General features: G+C 67.8%; 15 protein-coding genes. 10 read left to right on the forward strand and 5 right to left on the reverse strand.

The window, feature by feature from the left end; all coding sequences use genetic code 11:
- Positions 1-241 precede the first annotated feature (241 nt).
- The 4 genes from IE206_RS28835 to IE206_RS28850 form a co-directional block, all read right to left on the reverse strand.
- Complete coding sequence (locus tag IE206_RS28835) at positions 242-808, reverse strand: GNAT family N-acetyltransferase (protein WP_189967139.1); 567 nt, start codon at positions 806-808, stop codon at positions 242-244.
- Between the two features lie 63 nt (positions 809-871).
- Positions 872-1,837 (reverse strand): NAD-dependent epimerase/dehydratase family protein, encoded by a 966-nt coding sequence (locus IE206_RS28840; protein ID WP_189967140.1) that lies wholly within the window; start codon positions 1,835-1,837, stop codon positions 872-874.
- Positions 1,838-1,916: 79 nt separating this feature from the next.
- Positions 1,917-4,034 (reverse strand): D-glycero-beta-D-manno-heptose 1-phosphate adenylyltransferase, encoded by a 2,118-nt coding sequence (gene rfaE2 / locus IE206_RS28845; protein WP_189967143.1) that lies wholly within the window; start codon positions 4,032-4,034, stop codon positions 1,917-1,919.
- Complete coding sequence (locus tag IE206_RS28850) at positions 4,031-4,459, reverse strand: VOC family protein (RefSeq protein WP_189967145.1); 429 nt, start codon at positions 4,457-4,459, stop codon at positions 4,031-4,033. Before IE206_RS28850 ends, rfaE2 begins: the two co-directional genes overlap by 4 nt.
- 1,435 nt (positions 4,460-5,894) lie before the next feature.
- On the opposite strand from IE206_RS28850, the gene IE206_RS28855 reads away from it, so the two are divergent.
- From IE206_RS28855 to IE206_RS28875, 5 genes are read left to right on the forward strand one after another with little or no spacing between them, the layout of a single operon-like run.
- Entirely contained in the window at positions 5,895-7,478 is a 1,584-nt protein-coding gene (locus tag IE206_RS28855; protein WP_189967147.1) for a GMC oxidoreductase, read from the forward strand.
- On the forward strand, positions 7,478-8,203 hold the full coding sequence (locus IE206_RS28860; protein ID WP_189967149.1) for an SDR family NAD(P)-dependent oxidoreductase: 726 nt from the start codon (positions 7,478-7,480) through the stop codon (positions 8,201-8,203). The genes IE206_RS28855 and IE206_RS28860 overlap by 1 nt, the downstream gene beginning before the upstream one ends.
- Positions 8,193-9,437, forward strand: coding sequence for a beta-ketoacyl-[acyl-carrier-protein] synthase family protein (locus IE206_RS28865; RefSeq protein WP_189967151.1), 1,245 nt, complete (start codon positions 8,193-8,195; stop codon positions 9,435-9,437). The genes IE206_RS28860 and IE206_RS28865 overlap by 11 nt, the downstream gene beginning before the upstream one ends.
- Positions 9,438-9,453: 16 nt before the next feature.
- Entirely contained in the window at positions 9,454-10,371 is a 918-nt protein-coding gene (locus IE206_RS28870) for an acyl-ACP desaturase (RefSeq protein WP_189967153.1), read from the forward strand.
- 31 nt (positions 10,372-10,402) lie between these two features.
- Positions 10,403-10,654: an acyl carrier protein gene (locus tag IE206_RS28875; protein WP_189967155.1), complete on the forward strand. Its 252-nt coding sequence runs from the start codon at positions 10,403-10,405 to the stop codon at positions 10,652-10,654.
- 159 nt (positions 10,655-10,813) lie between these two features.
- On the opposite strand, the gene IE206_RS28880 is transcribed toward IE206_RS28875, so the two are convergent.
- Positions 10,814-11,653 (reverse strand): helix-turn-helix domain-containing protein, encoded by an 840-nt coding sequence (locus tag IE206_RS28880; RefSeq protein ID WP_189967156.1) that lies wholly within the window; start codon positions 11,651-11,653, stop codon positions 10,814-10,816.
- A 1,385-nt stretch (positions 11,654-13,038) separates the two neighbouring features.
- Here IE206_RS28880 and IE206_RS28885 point away from each other — a divergent pair.
- The 5 genes from IE206_RS28885 (at position 13,039) to IE206_RS28905 (ending at position 17,356) form a co-directional block, all read left to right on the forward strand.
- Positions 13,039-13,917 carry a sterol desaturase family protein gene (locus IE206_RS28885; RefSeq protein ID WP_189967158.1) on the forward strand — a complete coding sequence of 293 codons (879 nt, stop codon included), beginning with the start codon at positions 13,039-13,041 and terminating at the stop codon, positions 13,915-13,917.
- 902 nt (positions 13,918-14,819) lie between these two features.
- Entirely contained in the window at positions 14,820-15,143 is a 324-nt protein-coding gene (locus tag IE206_RS28890; RefSeq protein WP_189967160.1) for a hypothetical protein, read from the forward strand.
- 422 nt (positions 15,144-15,565) lie between these two features.
- Complete coding sequence (locus IE206_RS28895) at positions 15,566-16,150, forward strand: TetR/AcrR family transcriptional regulator (protein WP_189967162.1); 585 nt, start codon at positions 15,566-15,568, stop codon at positions 16,148-16,150.
- A 69-nt stretch (positions 16,151-16,219) separates the two neighbouring features.
- A complete protein-coding gene (locus IE206_RS28900; RefSeq protein ID WP_189967164.1) occupies positions 16,220-16,375 on the forward strand; it encodes a hypothetical protein in 156 nt (51 codons plus the stop codon).
- A gap of 48 nt (positions 16,376-16,423) precedes the next feature.
- Complete coding sequence (locus tag IE206_RS28905; protein WP_189967166.1) at positions 16,424-17,356, forward strand: MBL fold metallo-hydrolase; 933 nt, start codon at positions 16,424-16,426, stop codon at positions 17,354-17,356.
- Positions 17,357-17,473 lie beyond the last annotated feature (117 nt).

Raw genomic sequence — 17,473 nt, forward strand, 5'->3', positions numbered from 1 at the left:
AGGGGCCGGCCGAAGGCCGGCCCACATGGCTCGTGAGAGTGCGACCGCGAGTTGCGATGGTGTGAGCACGGTGTCTGAGCGGTCCTGGACGTCCCCGTGTACGGGGACGAGTCGGCGTCAGATCGGCAGTCCACTCGGCGTGTTGTGGTGATGGGGCGCGGACCTGGTCCCCAAGGGCCGGGCTCTGGCCTGCCGCTGGGGGACCTGATCCTGCTGGTCACCTCGTACTGACGATGACGTGCTAGCCCTCGGCCGCCGGTCGGGCACTGAGACGGCTGAGGAGCCGGGGGGTGGAGAGTTGATCCAGGTAGCCGGGCTCAGTGCGCGCCCGCTCGATGCCGGGACGGAGATCCAGGAGGTAACGCACCGAGTCGACCTCCTTGCAGCCGACTCCCAGTTTCTTTGCCAGACGGTTGTAGAGCTTCCGCGCCGGACTGTTGTCCGGCTCGGTCTCGCCCTCGGCGAACTCGTAGCCCCGCCGCATCGACTCGGCGAACCCCGCGGCCACCAGGAGTGCTCCGATGCCCCGGACGCCACGAAGGGACTCGGTCACATAGACGTCGTGGACGTACGCCACCTTGTCGGCGAACTGGAGGTTCGGGATGGGATCGACCATCACCAGGCCCACGGCGACGCCTTCTTCGACCGCCATGATCTGGAAGGTCGCCTCATGGCCGACAAGGCCCTCGAAGAAGGCGCGGGTACTGGCCAGGTCGACCTCCTTTCCGCAGTCGTGCTGCTGCTCCACGATCAGAGGCATGAGCGTGTCCAGTTCATCCTTGCTCACCACGACCGTTTCAATACTCACGTGATCTCCATCCCTGCGCTGCGTGTATCGATCGGCAAGTTCCGTACCCCGGCCGACGTGACTTCAGCTGCGGTTGTTCATGTCTTTGAAATGCAGGTACAACTCATGTGCAGCACGCCGTAGTTCGGCCGGGCCGGGCCGGGGCCGCGTTGGGAGTGATGAGTCCAGAGCGGACATGTCGGCGCAGGTCCAGTACTGATACCGGCCGATGTGGGGGTTCGGGACCAATCGCACGTTCAGCGGTGTCTCCGCGAAGTCCGAGCACCAGCGGAGCAACTCGGCGAAGCTGGTCGCGTGACCCGATCCGAGGTTGTAGATACCGGAGGGCGCGCCGGGGTCAGCCATGAGGACACATGTCTTCGCGACGGTGGCGACGGGAATGTAGTCCCGGCACGCCTCCAACGTATCGGCGAAGAGCGTGAGCGGTTCCTGCCGCGCGGTGGCAAGGAGCAACTGGCCGATGATGGAAGCCATCGACTTCTTGTGCAGCTCCCCGGTGCCGAAGACGTTGGTGAACCGCAGCCCCGCCCATCCTGGCCCGCCGTCGATGCCGAACCGCGTGGTCATGTGCGTGTCGAACAATGCCTTCGACCGGGCGTAGGCGTTCAGCGGGCCGGAGCACGCGGAAGACCCCAGCGCGGCCTCCGGCAGCGGCCGCCGGTCGGTGATCTCACCGTAGACGCTTGACGAAGACGCGTAGACGAAACGCGTGCCGCTGCGCTCACAGCACTCGGCAAGCGCCGCAGGCCCGGCGATGTTCGTCTGCTCCAACGCCTGCCAGTTCTCCTCGACCGTGCTGCTGATCGCGCCGAGGTGCACCACCGCCCCGAACTGGCCGGCGCCCACCGCGCGGAGAATCTCCGGGGCGTCGAACGAACCGGTGTGGACGGTGGTGTCCCGGCACAGGTCGAGTGGCGGCGTGGCGAGGTCCACCGTCGTCACTCGGTACCCGGCGTTCAGACAGGCCCGTGCCACGTGCCTTCCGACGAAACCGGCCGCTCCGGTGACGAGCACACGCTGTTCGCTCATGGCTGCCGCCCTCGCGGTCCGGGCCACGGGACCGGCCGTGGAGAAGCGGTGCGGACGTGAAGGAGAGGGAGCCTCGTCATCACAGCGTCCGTGCCGACTCGATCAGCGACGAGGTCGACCAGCCCGCGACGAAAGGTACGACCACGGTCCGTCCGCCCAGGGACGTGACCAGCTTGTCCTCGGGAATGTCCATCCCCGCGTAGTCGCCGCCCTTGACCCAGATCGCGGGTCGCAGCGTGCGGATGGCCGCTTCGGGAGTGTCCTCGTCAAACACCACAACGGCGTCCACGGAAGCGAGTGCTTCGAGCACGAGAGTGCGCTGTGCCGCCGGTACGATCGGGCGCGACGGGCCTTTGAGCCGGGATATCGAGTCGTCGCTGTTCAGGCAGACGATCAGGCAGTCACCCAGTTGGCGCGCCTGTTCGAGGAGCCTGACGTGGCCCGCGTGCAACAGGTCGAAACACCCTCCGGCGGCAACCACGGTACCGCCCCTGGCACGGACCGCGTCGGCGACCTCACTTGCCCCTTGCATGCTCGCCGCGGGCCCGGCACTCGGGAGCCCCGGCCTCTGTGAGTCGTCGTCGGGCGGGTTGTTCAGAGACCTGGGTCCACCCGCCGCGACATATGCCGAGGCTGCCTCCACCGCCGATGCCACCGCTTCGCTGGGCAACTGGCCGCAGGCCAGCATGGCGGTGAGGTGACCGGCGAAGAAGTCGCCGGCACCGCAGGGGTCGGTCTTCCCGCCCGCGGCGACCTTCGTGGGTATGACCAGCGGCGGCAGATCCGCGTCGGCGAGCAGGACAGCGCCGTGCTCGTGCCGGGTGAGCGCCACCTGGACCGGCCTCCACTCGCGGGCTACCGCACGGGCCGCCTCTACGTCATCGGACAACGTGTCGCCGCCCGCGAGGGAGGCGACCAACCGGGCTTCCCGGCTGTTCGGCGTCACGACCGAGGTGTGGGGGACCGGTACCGCACCGCGTGGATGAGGGTCCCAGACCAACGGGGATCGCCGGGCCGCCTCGGCCAGTACGGTACGCAGGCCGGCGTGCGCGGCGACGCCTCGCCCGTAGTCGGACACCAGGACGCCTCCGGCCGCCATGAGCACACGCCGTGCCGTGGCCAGCGCCGCTTCGCCCTCCCGCCCGACCGGCGGGCAGACGTCGTGCTCGTCCAGCATCATCAGGGTGCGCCCGGCGGCGCGGATCCGCGTTTTCACCGCGGTCGGGCCGTCCAGCCCGAGATCGACCACCTTGATTCGCGCTGCGTCCAGGAGCGTGCGCAGCTGGTCGCCGACCGTGTCCTGGCCGAGTGCGGTGATGAGGGTGACCGGGTAGCCCTGCCTCGCGCTCAGCACAGCGGCCAGCGCAGCACCACCGGGGCGCATGTGTGTGGTGCCCCCGGTCACGACCAGGGCCGGTTCGTCGGACGCGACGCGCTCCACACGGCCGACGTAGTCGTGGTCGAGGAAGGCGTCGCCGACCACCACCAGGTTCGTGCGGTCTCCGCGTGCGGCGCTCGGCCGGCGTTCCCCCACGGGCTTCGGTGACGAGAGGGACGAGCGCGGTCGCACGGACGAGGTCGGTCGTACGGACGGGGCGCGATCCTCGGCGTCCGCGGCGCTGTCGCCCCGGGCAGCGACGGCGGCGTCCATGGCAGCACACATCAGGTGGACCACCACGAGATGGCATTCCTGGACCGTGGACAACGCCTTCGCCGTCACGGTCACTGCTTCGTCCACCAGCGTCGCCAACGGGTTGGGCGCCGGTCCCGTCAGGGCCCAGGTCACCGCGCCGACCTCATGCGCAGCCTCTGCGGCGCGCAACAGGTTGGCGCTGCGGCCGGAGCCGGACATGAGGAGCACGATGTCACCTGGACGCGCGTGCGCCCGGACCTGCCGGGCGAAGACCTGCTCGTAGCCGTAGTCGTTGCTGATCGCGGTGACCGAAGACGTCTCGGCGTGGAGCGACAGCGCGGATATCGGCGGGCGTTCCGTCTGGAATCGTCCCACCAGCTCAGCCGTCAGGTGTTGGGCCTGCGCTGCGGACCCGCCGTTGCCGGCGACCAGCAGACGCCGGCCATCGGTGCCCAACTGAGCCAGCCGTTCTCCCCAGTCGGCGACCCGGGACAGGTTGAGCCCGGGCAGGGCCGTGGTGAGCTGTTCGAGGTAGTCCGTAGCGGTCGAGGTGTCGGCCGTCATGCCGGTGCTCCTGTCGGGCGCCCCAGGAAGTCGTTGAGTTCGATGGTGTGGTGATCGGGGTCGGCCACGAACGCCACCGTCTCCTGCTCGATTTGGTGTGGCTCGGTGACCACTTGGTATCCGAGCGCGCGAATGTGTTCCACCAACGCCGGAACATCGGCGACGCGAAACGCCACATGGTGGGTGGGGTGCGGGGTAGGAACGAGGTTGCGCTCCTGCCACAGTTCCACGCCCGCCGGCCTGCCGCCCGGCGCCATTTGCAGGATGACGCGATCGGCCAACTCGTAGCGCACGACGCTGGACAGCCCGAGTGCGTCGGCATAGAACCGTTCGGCGACGTCGATGTCCGTCACATCCAGCCTGATGTGGTCGAAGGCCATGACCGAGGTGGCTGCGTGCGCACGGTCCAGAGACTCGGTGCCCAAGCTTCGGTCCTCCTCCAGAGGTGACGGAGGTTCTCCGCCTGATACGGGTGGATCCGTTGTGAGGGAGTCCAGTTCCTCAGAGTCCAAGTCACCCTCCGGTTACGGGCTGGCAGGAGTGGACGGAAAGCGGTCTGTGACGTACTGCGTTCCATGCGGCGCCGTACGAACGCACCGGGTTGCCACAGGTATTCCTGGCGGGGCACGGGTCGGCAGGCCGCATTCGGCCGTGCTCGTGCGCGGTGGAAGGGCGGGGCCTTATACGTCAGTCGCCGGACGGCGGTATTCGCGTAAACCCCTTGATCTGGCGTCGCGTTGTTGGAATCCTCCGGTGCGGCGCCATGCCTGTCAACCCCGTCCCTTGCCCTTCTGGTATTCGCCCATGCAGGAACCGACGCTGCCGCGTACGGATTGGTCGGCGAGACACTCGGGATATGCCGTCCCGGGCCAAGTGGCCGATCGTGAGAGGCGAGTTCATTAGTCGTTGTTGAGGGATAACTCTAGGGAATCAAATGGGGATCGGTTGACCGGTCTTGCGCAGTCCATGGCCGATGTTGCGAGTGATCGTATGGACCGTCCGACGACACGGGTCTGTGCGTGCGCAGTTGAGGCGGAGTGTCGAGTCAGTGGTCCAGGTTGAGGCGTGGCAGTGTCCGCGAGGCGTGCTGGGTAAGGCGATCGCCCTGGAGGACAGAACGACCCTGCGGACGTCCTCGCGGCGCAGCGGCCAGGTGTATCCCGCTTGGGTTGGCCCGTCGCGTTGCCGTAAGCGTGCACGAGGCGATCTCATGTCGCCGGGTGATCCACGCGATCACTCGCAACATTGGCCATGGACTGCGCAAGTCCGGTCAACCGGCCTCCAGTCGAGTCCCTAGAGTGGGGAGTCGGCGCCTATGCGGCTGTCGTGACCGACGGACTTCATCAGGAATTCGGGGTGAGCGCTCTGCCCAAGCCGCACCCGCCGGCGCCGGTTGGCAGAAACAGTGGAAGGCAAAGCGGAACCGCAGGAGACCGGGGATTGACAAGCGCGGCAGCGCACCGGAGGATTCCAACAACACCGCGCAGGATCAAAGGTTTTACGCAAACTCTGCCGTCCGGCGGCTGGCGTAGAAATGGCGCTCGCCCTCCGCGAAGGCCGATCTCTGTCCCGTCTCAGCGTTCCGCAGGGTTCGGGGCAGGTCGCCGATATCAGCTTGATATTCCTTGCACTTCTGCGGGTGGATAAATCGCGTCACTCCTGAGGAAGGACCACGGCTGTCTCGGTCACGGCCTTCGACATGCCCGCCTCACTCCCCAGGGCAGTGCTTGGCAGGGACAGCGTGCGTCGAGCCCCAGGACACCTTCGGCGCCGGTCGGACAGCCCTTTGTGTTCCGTTCACACCGTGACCCCGATCGGTGGGCCGCATGCACGGACCCGACGAACTCAATGGAGAACACCGTGTCGACAGCTGATCTCCTCCCAGGTCTTGCCGCATGGCAGTGGCCCGCTGCGGTTCCGGACACCAATGCCCCGCACTGCCGGGTGGTGATCGCCGGAGGCGGGCTCGCCGGCCTCGAAGTGGCCCGGCACCTGTCCGCTCTCGGTGTCGACGACGTCCTGGTCGTCGAAGCCGGTCCTGCGGAAGACCTGTTGCACATCAACTCGGCGCACCGGCCGGATCAAGCGCTGCGCACCTTCCTCGACCCCGCCGACGATCCGCACTTCCAGCGTTGCTGGACATCGCAATCCGCCCCGCACTACCTCGCCAACGCAGGCCTGCGCAGGCGCCTGGGCGGACGCTCGTTGTACTGGTACGGCGCGTCCCTGCCGGTGGAGGACTGGGCGCTGGCCGACTGGCCGGAGTCGGTCGTGCGGGACCTGCGCGGCTCGTGGCGGGGCGGCCGACCGCTCTACGAGCAGGTGGCGGCAGACCTCGGAGTGGATCCGGGCCGGCTCGACGCGCAGCAACCGGCTCTGGAACTCGGAGGATTCCGGCTCGTCCGCACCCCGCAGGCAGAAACCCGGTTCGGTGACGAGGGCCGCTGGTACGCCTACTCCCCACTGGACCACTGGCGAGACCCGGTTACGGGCGCCGCGCTGGACGGCCCGCGTGGCATCCGATTCCTGTGCGGCACCGAAGTCCTCTCGGTTGACATCGAGGACGGGCGAGCCTGCGGCCTCCACGTCCGGGAATCCTCCACAGGAGCCACCGCCCGCCGGATATCCGCGGACGCGGTGGTCCTGGCCGCCGGGACCATCGAGAGCAGCAGGCTGGCCATCCAGGCGCTGTGTGCGATCGACCCCGGCCGCTCGCCACGACTGACGGGGCTCACCGACCACCTCGTCCAGGGCTTTTTCCTGCGCGTGCGCGACGCCGACGCGCAGGGGGCGTCTCATGGCTTGCGGGGTGTCGTTCCCGGCTCGTACGTGACCGCGTGCGAGGACACCGTCCGGTCTAACCTCTTCATCACGATCGAACGGCCCGAACCCGGGGTCCTTCTCTTCGACGTGCGGCTCACCGGGGAGCAGGCGCCCGGGCCCGGAAGCCATGTCACGTGCGAGCCGACCGGTGCGTACCCGTGGCACACCACCGTCACAGCGGAGCTGGCCCCGGCCGACCGGGACGTCGTCGCTGGCCAGCGCGAAGTGCTCAACAAGGTCTGGCGTCAGTTGGCCGCCGAATTCAGTCTCGACGCCACGCCGTTGGTGTTCGACGACTTCGACCACCCGGTGCGCACCAACGCGTTCGTGCTGCCGGAGTCGATCGGCGCGCAGACGTCCCAAGGGCCCTTCACCTGGTCGAGCCTGCTGGGTACCGAGGACCACGAGGGTTGCACGTTGCCGCTGGGGGAAGTGCTCGACGACCGCCACGAGTTCGCCGCCGTCCCAGGGCTCTACGCCTGCGGGCCTGCGACGTTTCCCCGCATGGGCGCCGCCAACCCCTCGCTCACCACTCTGGCTCTCGCACGGCGGCTGGCCCACTGTCTGGCCGCCGCTCACGGCACGCAGCCGCACCGAGCGACATCGGAGGTAAACGCGTGATGCTCACGGACAAGTGTGTCCTGGTCACCGGAGCGTCGAAGGACATCGGCCGGGGCATCGCCCTTGACCTGGTCAAGCGCGGGGCAACCGTCGTCGGGACGTACAACACCGGCGCAGCCGACGCGGAGGAACTCCTTGCCCTCGGCGTCAAGGAGATGGTCCACCTCGATCACTTGGACCGGGAGGCATCCGCGGCCGCGCTCGGCCGATTGGCCGCGGCCCGCCCCTTCCACGGGCTCGTGAACAACGCCGCGGTGATCGAGTTCGCTTCCTGGGAGTCCAGTCTGGACTCCTGGGACAAGGTGTTGGACGTCAACCTGCGCGGCCCGCTGGCCACGACGATCGCGCTCGCCCCCGCCATGCCGGCCGGCAGTTCCGTCATCAACATCTCCAGCACGGCGGGGGCGACGGGCTCATTCGATTCACTCGCCTACTCGGCGAGCAAAGCCGCGCTCACCAACCTGACGAAGAGCCTCGCCAACGTCCTCGGCCCCTCCGGAATCCGTGTCAACGCCGTCTCGCCCTGCTATGTCGACGTCGACGCACCCCCGGAATCAGCCGGTCTGACTCCCTTGCGACGCAACGGTTTCCCCGATGACATCGCCTCGGTCGTCGCGTTCCTGCTCACCGACGACGCTCGCTTTGTCACGGGTACGGAGATCACCGTGGACGGCGGCTACACGGCCGCGGATGCCCTCGCGAAGCGTGCGTACGATGCGGGCTGACCGACCCGCTGCCCATGTTCCCGGGCGAACGGACGTCGTTGTCACCGGCATGGGCGTCACGACCCCACTCGGTGGCGACCTGCCGTCCACCTGGTCCGCTCTCCTGGCAGGCGAGTCAGGCATCTCCAAACTGGAGACTCCCTGGGCCGACCGGCTGCCCGTTCGGATCGCGGGAGTCCTGAGGAAGGACCCGGCCGACGTCGTCGACCGCGTCCAGAGACGGCGGCTGGATCGCAGCCAGCAAGCCGCACTCATCGCCGCCCGCGAGGCGTGGGCGGACGCGGGCGCTCCCGATGTGGATCCGGTGCGGCTGGCCGTAGTGGTGGGTACGGGCGTCGGCGGGGCGCTGACGACGCTTGAGCAGAACGATCGCCTCGAAGAGGCCGGGCCCCGGCTACTGTCGCCCTTCACCATCCCGCGCCTGATGCCCAACGGTGCGGCGGCCGTCGTGAGCCTGGAACTCGGCGCACGCGCCGGAACGCACGCGCCGACCAGCGCCTGTGCTTCAGGGGCGGAGGCCCTGGCCGTGGGGGCCCTGCTGATCCGGGCAGGACGCGCCGATGTCGTCGTGGCCGGGGGCACGGACGCCTGCCTGCATCCTCTCTCCATCGGAGGGTTCGCTCGTATGGGAGCCCTGTCCACCCGCAACGACACGCCCGAACTGGCCTCCAGGCCCTTCGACAGGGACCGCGACGGCTTCGTCATGGCCGAGGGCTCCGGCGTTGTCGTACTGGAGCGGGCCGAATTCGCGGCGGCCCGGGGCGTACGCCCTCGGGCTCTACTCGCCGGTGCGGGCGTCACGTCGGACGCATACGACATGACGACGCCCGACGTCGAAGGGCAGATCCGGGCCGTCGCGGAGGCCCTGCGGGACGCGGACCTCACTCCCGAGGACATCACCCATGTCAACGCGCACGCGACGGGCACGCCCACCGGAGACCTCACCGAAGCCGACGCCCTGCGCCGGGCTGTCGGCACTCACCCCGTGGTTACGGCGACCAAGTCCGCCCTCGGGCACCTGCTGGGCGCGGCGGGAGCGGTTGAGGCCGTCTTCACCGTCCTCAGCCTGGAGCACGGGGTGATCCCGGCCATCCGCAACCTCGTTGAGGCGGCTCCCGAGATCGATCTGGACCTCGTCACCGGCCGGCCCCGGCACACGGCTCCAACGGCCGCGCTGTCGACGTCATTCGGCTTCGGCGGGCACAACGTGGTGCTGTCCTTCACGAAGCCTTGAACCCCAGGAGACCGGTGTGAAGACCGACTTGCTGGCCGAGCTGGAACCGGTGGTCGCCAGGAACCTCGACCGGCATCTGGCCATGGCCAAGGACTGGATGCCCCACGAATACGTGCCGTGGGAAGAGGGCCGCGACTTCACGAAGGTGCCGTGGCACCCGGGCCAGTCGAGGCTCACCCCGCAGGCGCAGACTGCCCTGGAGGTCAACCTGCTCACCGAGGACAACCTGCCGAGTTACCACCGAGAGATCGCGAATGGCTTCGGACTCGAAAGCGCCTGGGGCGCCTGGGTCGGCCGTTGGACCGCAGAGGAAGGCCGGCATGCCATCTGCATACGGGACTACCTGGTGGTCACCCGGGCGCTCGACCCGGACGAGCTGGAAGCCCAGCGCATGGCCGTGGTCCAGGCCGGCTATCACAATGCCCACAGAACTCCGCTCGAATCCCTGGCATATGTGTCGCTCCAGGAGCTGGCGACGCGGATCGCGCATCGCAATACGGGCCGCTTCGTGAACGACCCCGTCGCCGACCGCATGCTGGCCCGGGTCGCTGCCGACGAGAACCTGCACATGGTCTTCTACCGGTCGCTGGTGAAGGCCGGCATGGAGATCGACCCCTCCGCCACGGTCCGGGCCATCTGTAAAGAAGTCATCGAATTCACGATGCCTGGCACCGTGATCCCGAACTTCACACGCAAGTCCATGGTGATCGCCCAGGCCGGCATCTACGACCTGCGCATCCACCATGACGAGGTGGTGCGTCCGCTGCTCAAGCACTGGCAGCTGTTCGAGCTGGAGGGTCTTGACGGTCCGGCGGAGCGGGAGCGCGAGCGCCTCGCCGTCCACTTGGACGCGCTGGATCGGCAGGCGGCGAAGCAGCGGGAGCGCTTTGCCGCCGCTGCCGCCAGAGCGGACAGGAAGAAGGCTCTTCAATGACGGACACGGTCAACCAGAAGCGGAGTCACACATGAGCCAGAACAAGACGGTCCTTGAATCGGTCGCAGACATCGTCGAGGAGATCAGCGGTGTTCCGGCGGGCCAGGTGACACCGGAGAAGCGGCTGGTGGAGGATCTCGAAATCGATTCGCTCGCCCTCATCGAGATAGCGGTGTCCGTGGCCGAGACCTTCCAGGTGGACCTTCCCGACGAGGAGCTCAAAGAACTGCAGACCGTGCAGGACGTGGTCGACCGGATCGAGACCGCCACGATCAACGCATGAGACCAGCCACGGAGAATTCGCCGATCGGCCGAGAATCCGTCAAGCGGCGAGGGACCCGACGCGGGTGGTGGTGATCGGGTGAGGCCCGGTCCTGCTGCCCTCACGAGCATGGTGAGGGCAGTGGCGCACACGGCTGGGACACCGTTCTGTTCTGTGAGGTCACTCCGGCCGGGACCGATGCCGGTACTGCAACGGCGAGCAGCCGAGGTGTTTCCTGAAGACGCGGGCGAAGCTCTCCGGATTGGGAAAGCCGCAGCGGCTGCCGACCTGAGATATGAGTTCGTCGCTCGTGGTGAGGAGACGGCAGGCGGTTTCGACACGTAACTCGGTCAGGTACTGCACGGGTGTCTTTCCGGTGGCGGCGGCGAACTGACGTATGAAGTGGTAGCGGCTGAGCAGGGCTTCCTTGGCCATGTCTTTGAGGGTGATGTGGGTCGCCAGGTGGTCGCGCATGTAGTCGACCACCGCGAGCAGCCGCTCCGGGTTCAGTCCCTGAGTGTCACGCTGAGGTTCATGGTGTGGGTGGAGCAGATGGGCGGTCAGGTAGTGCGCCGCGCTGAACGCGTAGTGCTCACTCACTCCCGCGTCCTGGGCGCGAAGCAACGCGGGAGCCATGGCCGCGGCCACGGGGTCGAAGACCCGCGGAGCCTCCAGAGCCGACAGGTCACGGACAGCGACTTCCGGATGCTCGTCCACATAGCACCGAAGCTGCTGCGTGGGCAGCGCGATGAAAGCCACCTCGACGCGCTGCATCCCTGACGGGGGCCGACAAAGCCGTACCGCACTCTTGCCGACGAGACGAGAGGTGTCTCCGGAGACGAGCGTGGTCTGATGCCAGCCCGAAGTGTCCGGGTATTCCACCTGGCACAAGCCTCTTAAAGGAGCCACGATCGTGAACCAGCCTTGGGGTGGCTGATAGGTCATCCGCCCCTGAGCCGGGATGAATCGCCTCTCTATCGTCAAAGAATTCCAAAGCGGGACACTACGGGAGTTGGCCATTTCCGTGTCGCCTTTCTGGGGGGACTGCCTGGACACCCGCCGCTTCCGGCTCTCTGTTGCCCGGGGCCACGTGCACCTGATCCGGCGGGGTGTGCGTACGACTTCGCGCTATCAGCTGGAACCCTTGGAGTTCCCGACTGCGCAGACCGGCCTGCCGTTCCTCCGGCACCGCACCGTGCCGGACGAGCCCGACGCACGGTGCCGCGGTCACATGGGTGCGGGCCGGCGAACGGCTCAAGTTTCGGAACGTAGTTGCTCTTCACCTGGCTTCTTCGAGTCGAAGATTTCCCTGACCTCGCGCAGGGCAAGGGCGCTCCTTTCGCCTTCCCCATCCATCGCTGTGGAGCTGTGGACGTCAGTGACCGGCGGAGATCCGGGTGAGGTCGTGCTGGACCAGGTTCGGTCCGGGACGGCCTGTAGGCCGAGGGCTGCGCCGTCCTCGCGGCGTGGATCGGCGCCCACGAGTGGGGCCGCGCGCATCAGCCGTTCGATGTGGCCGGAGAAGACGATGTGCGGTTTCCGCAGGACGCACTTGTCCCCCCGAGTGAAGGGGCGGCCGAGGAGCGCCGTCACCAGGACCGCGGACGTCCACTGTCAGCGGGGCGCCGCGTTCGACGGCGAGATCTTTGACCTCTAGGAATTCCCACGAGTACTTCCTAAGGACAGCCAAGGTTGATGTTCCTGTTGCGAGACCCCCGAGACCCTCTGTCAGCATCCTCCGTATCACGGGGGAGACCTCACTTTCGTGTGCACCAGGTCCGGAACTGCTCGGCTTCGTTCCTCGCCCAAAGGCTAGGGACCTGGGTGCGGACTCGCATGCACCAGAGCGACAGGGAACAGGGCAAACTTCCGGGACCTGGAGGGCAAGTGTCCGGATAGACGCGCACCAGGTGGCTCGGACTTGCCGGTCGCCTGCGGAGGGCTTCCGTGCTGGCACACCGTCCGCGCTGGGGTGAGGGCGCGCCCTGCCCGAGGACGCTTGAGGAGGGTGGATCGCAGTGCCGTGGCACACCCGCGCGCCGTTGATCGCGGCAACCAGGCTGCGCAACGGCTCTGCCAACTCTGGCGCGGGCGTGGCGAGTTCGCTACGCAAGCTCGGTGGCATTCGCCCAAACTCGCGGGCGGCGGCCGGACGCGCTGTTCCGTGCGATGGGGCTCGGTGAGCGCCTTGTCGATCAGATCTCGCCGCGCGGCGCATGCGAGAAAACCGATCGAAATGGAATCCGCCAGCCGCGATGAAGGATCCGGCGATATATCTCTCAGACAGTCACGAGACGCAGACGTTGTTTGGCAGACTCCGTCTTGACGCTGCGGCAGCAATACCGGGCGCCCACCAGGCAATATGTGTCAACTCCTGGGTCGGAAGGCGGCCTATGATTCCCGCCATGTCGGACTTCCCTGATATCGTGGTCTGGTCCATACCTGCCTTCGCGCTGCTCACCATCGTCGAAATCATCAGTGTCCGGCTCCATCCCGACGACGAGGACGCAGGATACGAGGTCAAGGACGCGGCGACCAGCGTCAGTATGGGGCTCGGCAGTCTCTTCTTCGGCTTCCTGTGGAAGTTCCAGGACGTTGCGATCTACGGCGTCGTCTACGAACTGACCCCGCTGCGCATCCCGTTACTGTGGTGGACCTTTCCGTTAATGCTGCTCGTGCAGGACTTCCTCTCGTACTGGTCCCACCGAAGTCACCATGTCATCCGGATTCTGTGGGCCTGTCACGTCGTCCACCACTCCAGTCGGAAATTCAATCTGACCACCGCGCTGCGCCAGCCCTGGATGACGTTCACCGTAGGGTTCTTCTTCCTCCCGATGGTCGCCGCCGGTGTGCACCCGGTGGTGCTCGCATTCTGTTCCTCTGTCAATCTCGTCTACCAGTTCTGGATCCATACCGAGCGCATCGACAAGATGCCGCGGTGGTTCGAATTCATCTTCAACACGCCCTCGCACCACCGTGTGCACCACGCGGCCCAGGGCAACTATCTGGACCGCAATTATGGCGGAGTCCTCATCATCTGGGACCGCCTCTTCGGAACGTTCGTCGCGGAGACCGAGCGGCCCGTTTACGGGCTGACCAAGAACATCCGGACGTACAACCCGCTGAAGGTCGCCTCACACGAATACATAGCCATCGCCAAGGACATTAAAATGGCAGACAATTGGAGCGAGCGGGTCGGTCGGGTATTCCGCGGTCCCGGCTGGCACCCGCCGGACGGGACACCCGTTCCGGCGGCTTCCGTGGCAAAGGAACCCGCCGCGTGAGACCGGAACCGTTGGAGCCGTAGTTCTGCTGGGCGTCGTTGTCGAGGTTTCGCGGATGTCCTCGCGCGAGCACTGGGGCGTGGGGGAGTCATGCCGGGTCCTTCAGCGTCCCCCTCGTCGGGGCGGTGGTGCCTGGAGATTGTTCCTTTCCGGCGCCCGCGGGGGCCTGCGGGCGCCGGCCGCATGCTGGTGGGCCTCGGCAATTTTCTGGGATCCTCGATCTTGCCGTGCTCATGCGCGAGGCTCACGGCCGAGCCGGTCGCGTGGTGAGGGAGCATCAGCGCGACCAGTACCGTGCCAGCATCCGCTGAGGGCGCGTCGGGGCTCTTGAACAGGCCGAACATCCCGTCCCGGCTGGGTGCGAGGTGGGCGCTGTACTGGACACAATCGGGGACCAGAACCGCTCGGCAGCGGCATGGTTCCGCCGGGGTTGAATGGGACACCGAACCTGCTCATCGGCTCAGCAGGTTGCTCTGTTGCCCAGCAAGGCGCGCAATTGGCCGCCTGAAGGCGGCACGGCCTGCTGGGGCATCCGCAGTACTGACGGTAGCGGGCATCACACCAGACCGGTTCACCGGCTTTCGCCCGGGCCCCATTGAGGTGGTCTTGCTGGCGAGGTGTGTTCCTCCAATGGTTCCAACAGGGCTACGACGAACGGGGGTTGCGCGGTCGGCGGTCGGGGGTGCTGAGTGTGGTGGGCGGGTGTGGTGGGGTGCGGAGCACCGGGGCGCTGTCTGGAATGGGGGCGTCCGTTGCGTGGTGGACGTGTCCCGGCTGCGTTGGGGTGGAGTCCTTGCGGAGGGCGGTCGCTGTCCAGCTCGGTGTGCGGTACGACATGCGGGCCAGCAGTGTGCACAGGGCGCCGCTGTCTCTCTCTTCGCCGTCATGAGGAGTTCACCGCCATGTACGAAACGAAGGTGCGGCTCGTCGACTCGCTGGGGGAGGCTCCTGGTAGTTACGAGTTGAAGGTCATTCCCTTGAACAGCGCTACGGTCGCCTACGTCACGTCGGGGGCCGGCTACACGGTTCTGCCCCTTGAACTGGGGCAGCGCATGCCGGAAGGGGACGTTCAGATCGTCGTCAGGGCGCGGACCGGGTCGGCCCCGGTGGTGGGTCAAGGTGTTCTCCGGCTGCGGTGGAGCAGGCAGCGCCGGTCCGTGAACATCTCCGAGAGCGATGATTTCCCGCCGCATCTCCATGTCGTCGCGGACGGCCGGGGTGCCTGACGGTCCAGTTGCGGCACGAGAGCTGACCGGACTCGGGAACGGCCGGTCCCCCCACGGTCGGCCGTTTCACGAGTGGCCGGTACGACTGAAGCGCCGCGGCGCCGTGAGTCAGGTGACGGGTGCCCTGGCCGCGCCACGGGTGGCTCATGTCCTGAGAGTTCGCCCGTGGCGCACGCCAGCGCCCCTCTGAAGCGCGCGCCGTCGGCCGGGCCGGACGGGGGTCGGTCCGGCCGACGGCCGCCGCGTCTCTCCTTTCGAACCTTTCGAAACGGGTGGGTGTTCAGCCGCGCGTGGTGCCCGGTCCGGGGCTGTGCTGTGCCGGCGCCGGCGGGGCGGTTGGCTCTGCGATGTTTTGCACGGCCAGAGCCTCCGAGGTCTGGCCGGCCAGACCGTACGCAACTTCTTCGCATTAAGCTGGACGCATGAGTGCCCGAGCTACCACACGCCCCGGCGGGCGCAGCGCCCGCGTCCAGCAGTCCGTGCATCAGGCCGTCCGTGATCTGGAGGCTGAGGTGGGGCGGGATGCGCTCACCGTGCCGCTGGTCGCCGCCCGGGCGGGAGTGACGCCGTCCACCGTCTACCGGCGCTGGGGGGACCTCCGGGAGCTGCTGTCCGACGTGGCTGTCGAGAGGTTGCGTCCCGATGGTGCGCCGGCCGACCACGGCAGCCTGCAGGCGGACCTGGAGGCGTGGGCGGTGCAGTTCGCGGAGGAGATGTCCTCGACTGCGGGCCGTACGTACATCCGGGACGCCCTGCTGGGTGACCCCGAGCAGGGCAATGCGGTTCGCTGCTCCGATTATGCCGTCGAGCAGTTGAAGGTCCTCGGTGTGCGCGCGGCCGGGCGCGGGGAGGCCGTGCCCGATGTGGAGACCTTGCTGGACGTCGTCGTCGCCCCCTTGATGTACCGCATCCTGTTCCGTCCCTCGGACCTCTCGGCGGCCTACACCGACCGGCTCGTGGCGTCGGCGCTCGGCCGGGGTCCGCTCCCTCCGGCGGCCAAAAGCTAAAGATTTGCGTTTCGGGGACGCCGCCGCCTACTGTGTCTAACGCAAAGCGTTCGCCTTTAAGTGTGAGAGGTGCTCCATGCTCGGTGTCCTGGCCCCGCCGTCCGCGCAGGCTTCCTGACCAACGTGTACGGCCTACGGACCGCCGTCCCGCTCGACGCCGTGACGGTCATCCTGCTGGACCTGATAGGCCGCGTCCGCGCCGTGCGGCAGCCGAGCACCGGCTGACCGGATCCCCCCTTCCGCCGCGCCGCCCCATCCGAAAGGACCCACCTGATGAGCACCGCCACGCCCCGTCAAGCCACTTCCTCCGCACACACGGGCTGGAACCTCGGCGACATCGCCGTACGCCGCGTCGACGAGATCGAACTGCCGCGCCAGACCGGACCGTGGCTGCTGCCGGACGCCACCAAGGAGGTGCTGGACGAAGCGTCGTGGCTGCGCCCCGACTTCGCCGACGCCGACGTCCCCCGCCTGGCGAGCCACAGCTTCGCGGTGGAGGCGGGCGGGCTGCGGATCGTCGTGGACACCGGCATCGGCAACGCCAAGCCGCGCGCCAACCCGGCCTGGAACGGCCTCGACACCGACTTCCTGCAGCGCCTGGCGGCGGCCGGCTTCCCGCCCGAGTCCGTGGACCTGGTGATCACCACGCACCTGCACACCGACCACGTCGGCTGGAACACCCGCCTCGCCGGTGAGGACTGGGTTCCCACCTTCCCCAACGCCCGCTACCTCACCAGCCGCACCGAATGGGACCACTGGGCCGCAACCGACCTTGACGAGGCCCGCCGCCAGATGTTCCGCGACTCCGTCACCCCCGTCCGCGACGCCGGACAGTACGACCTCGTGGACGTGCCCGATCAGGGGTACGAGGTGGCGCCGGGCGTCCTGCTGGTCCCTGCCCCGGGCCACACCCCGGGGCAGGTCGCCGTGGAACTGCGCGGCAGCGACCGCCGCGCGCTGATCACCGGCGACAGCATCCACCACCCCGTGCAGCTGTCCCACCCGCACGTGAACAGCTGCGTCGACATCGACCCCGCCCAGGCGATCCGCACCCGCGCCCGGCTGCTCGACGCCCTGGCGGACACCGACGCGCTGCTCATGGGCACCCACTTCCCGAAGCCCACGGCCGGCACCGTCCGCCGGGAGGACGGCCGCTACCGGCTGCTCGCCGAGCGCGGCGCCGAGACCTCGGCCACCGCGGCCTGACCGCGCGCCCGGCCGCTCTCGCACGGGCTGCCGAGCTGCCGCGGCGTCTGCGGCTGTCTAAAGCTAATCCTTGGCCTCAGGGTGTCCGGTCACTCCGCCGCTCCGCCCTCCACCGAC

The sequence above is a fragment of the Streptomyces violascens genome (assembly GCF_014649955.1).
GTDB lineage: Bacteria > Actinomycetota > Actinomycetes > Streptomycetales > Streptomycetaceae > Streptomyces > Streptomyces violascens.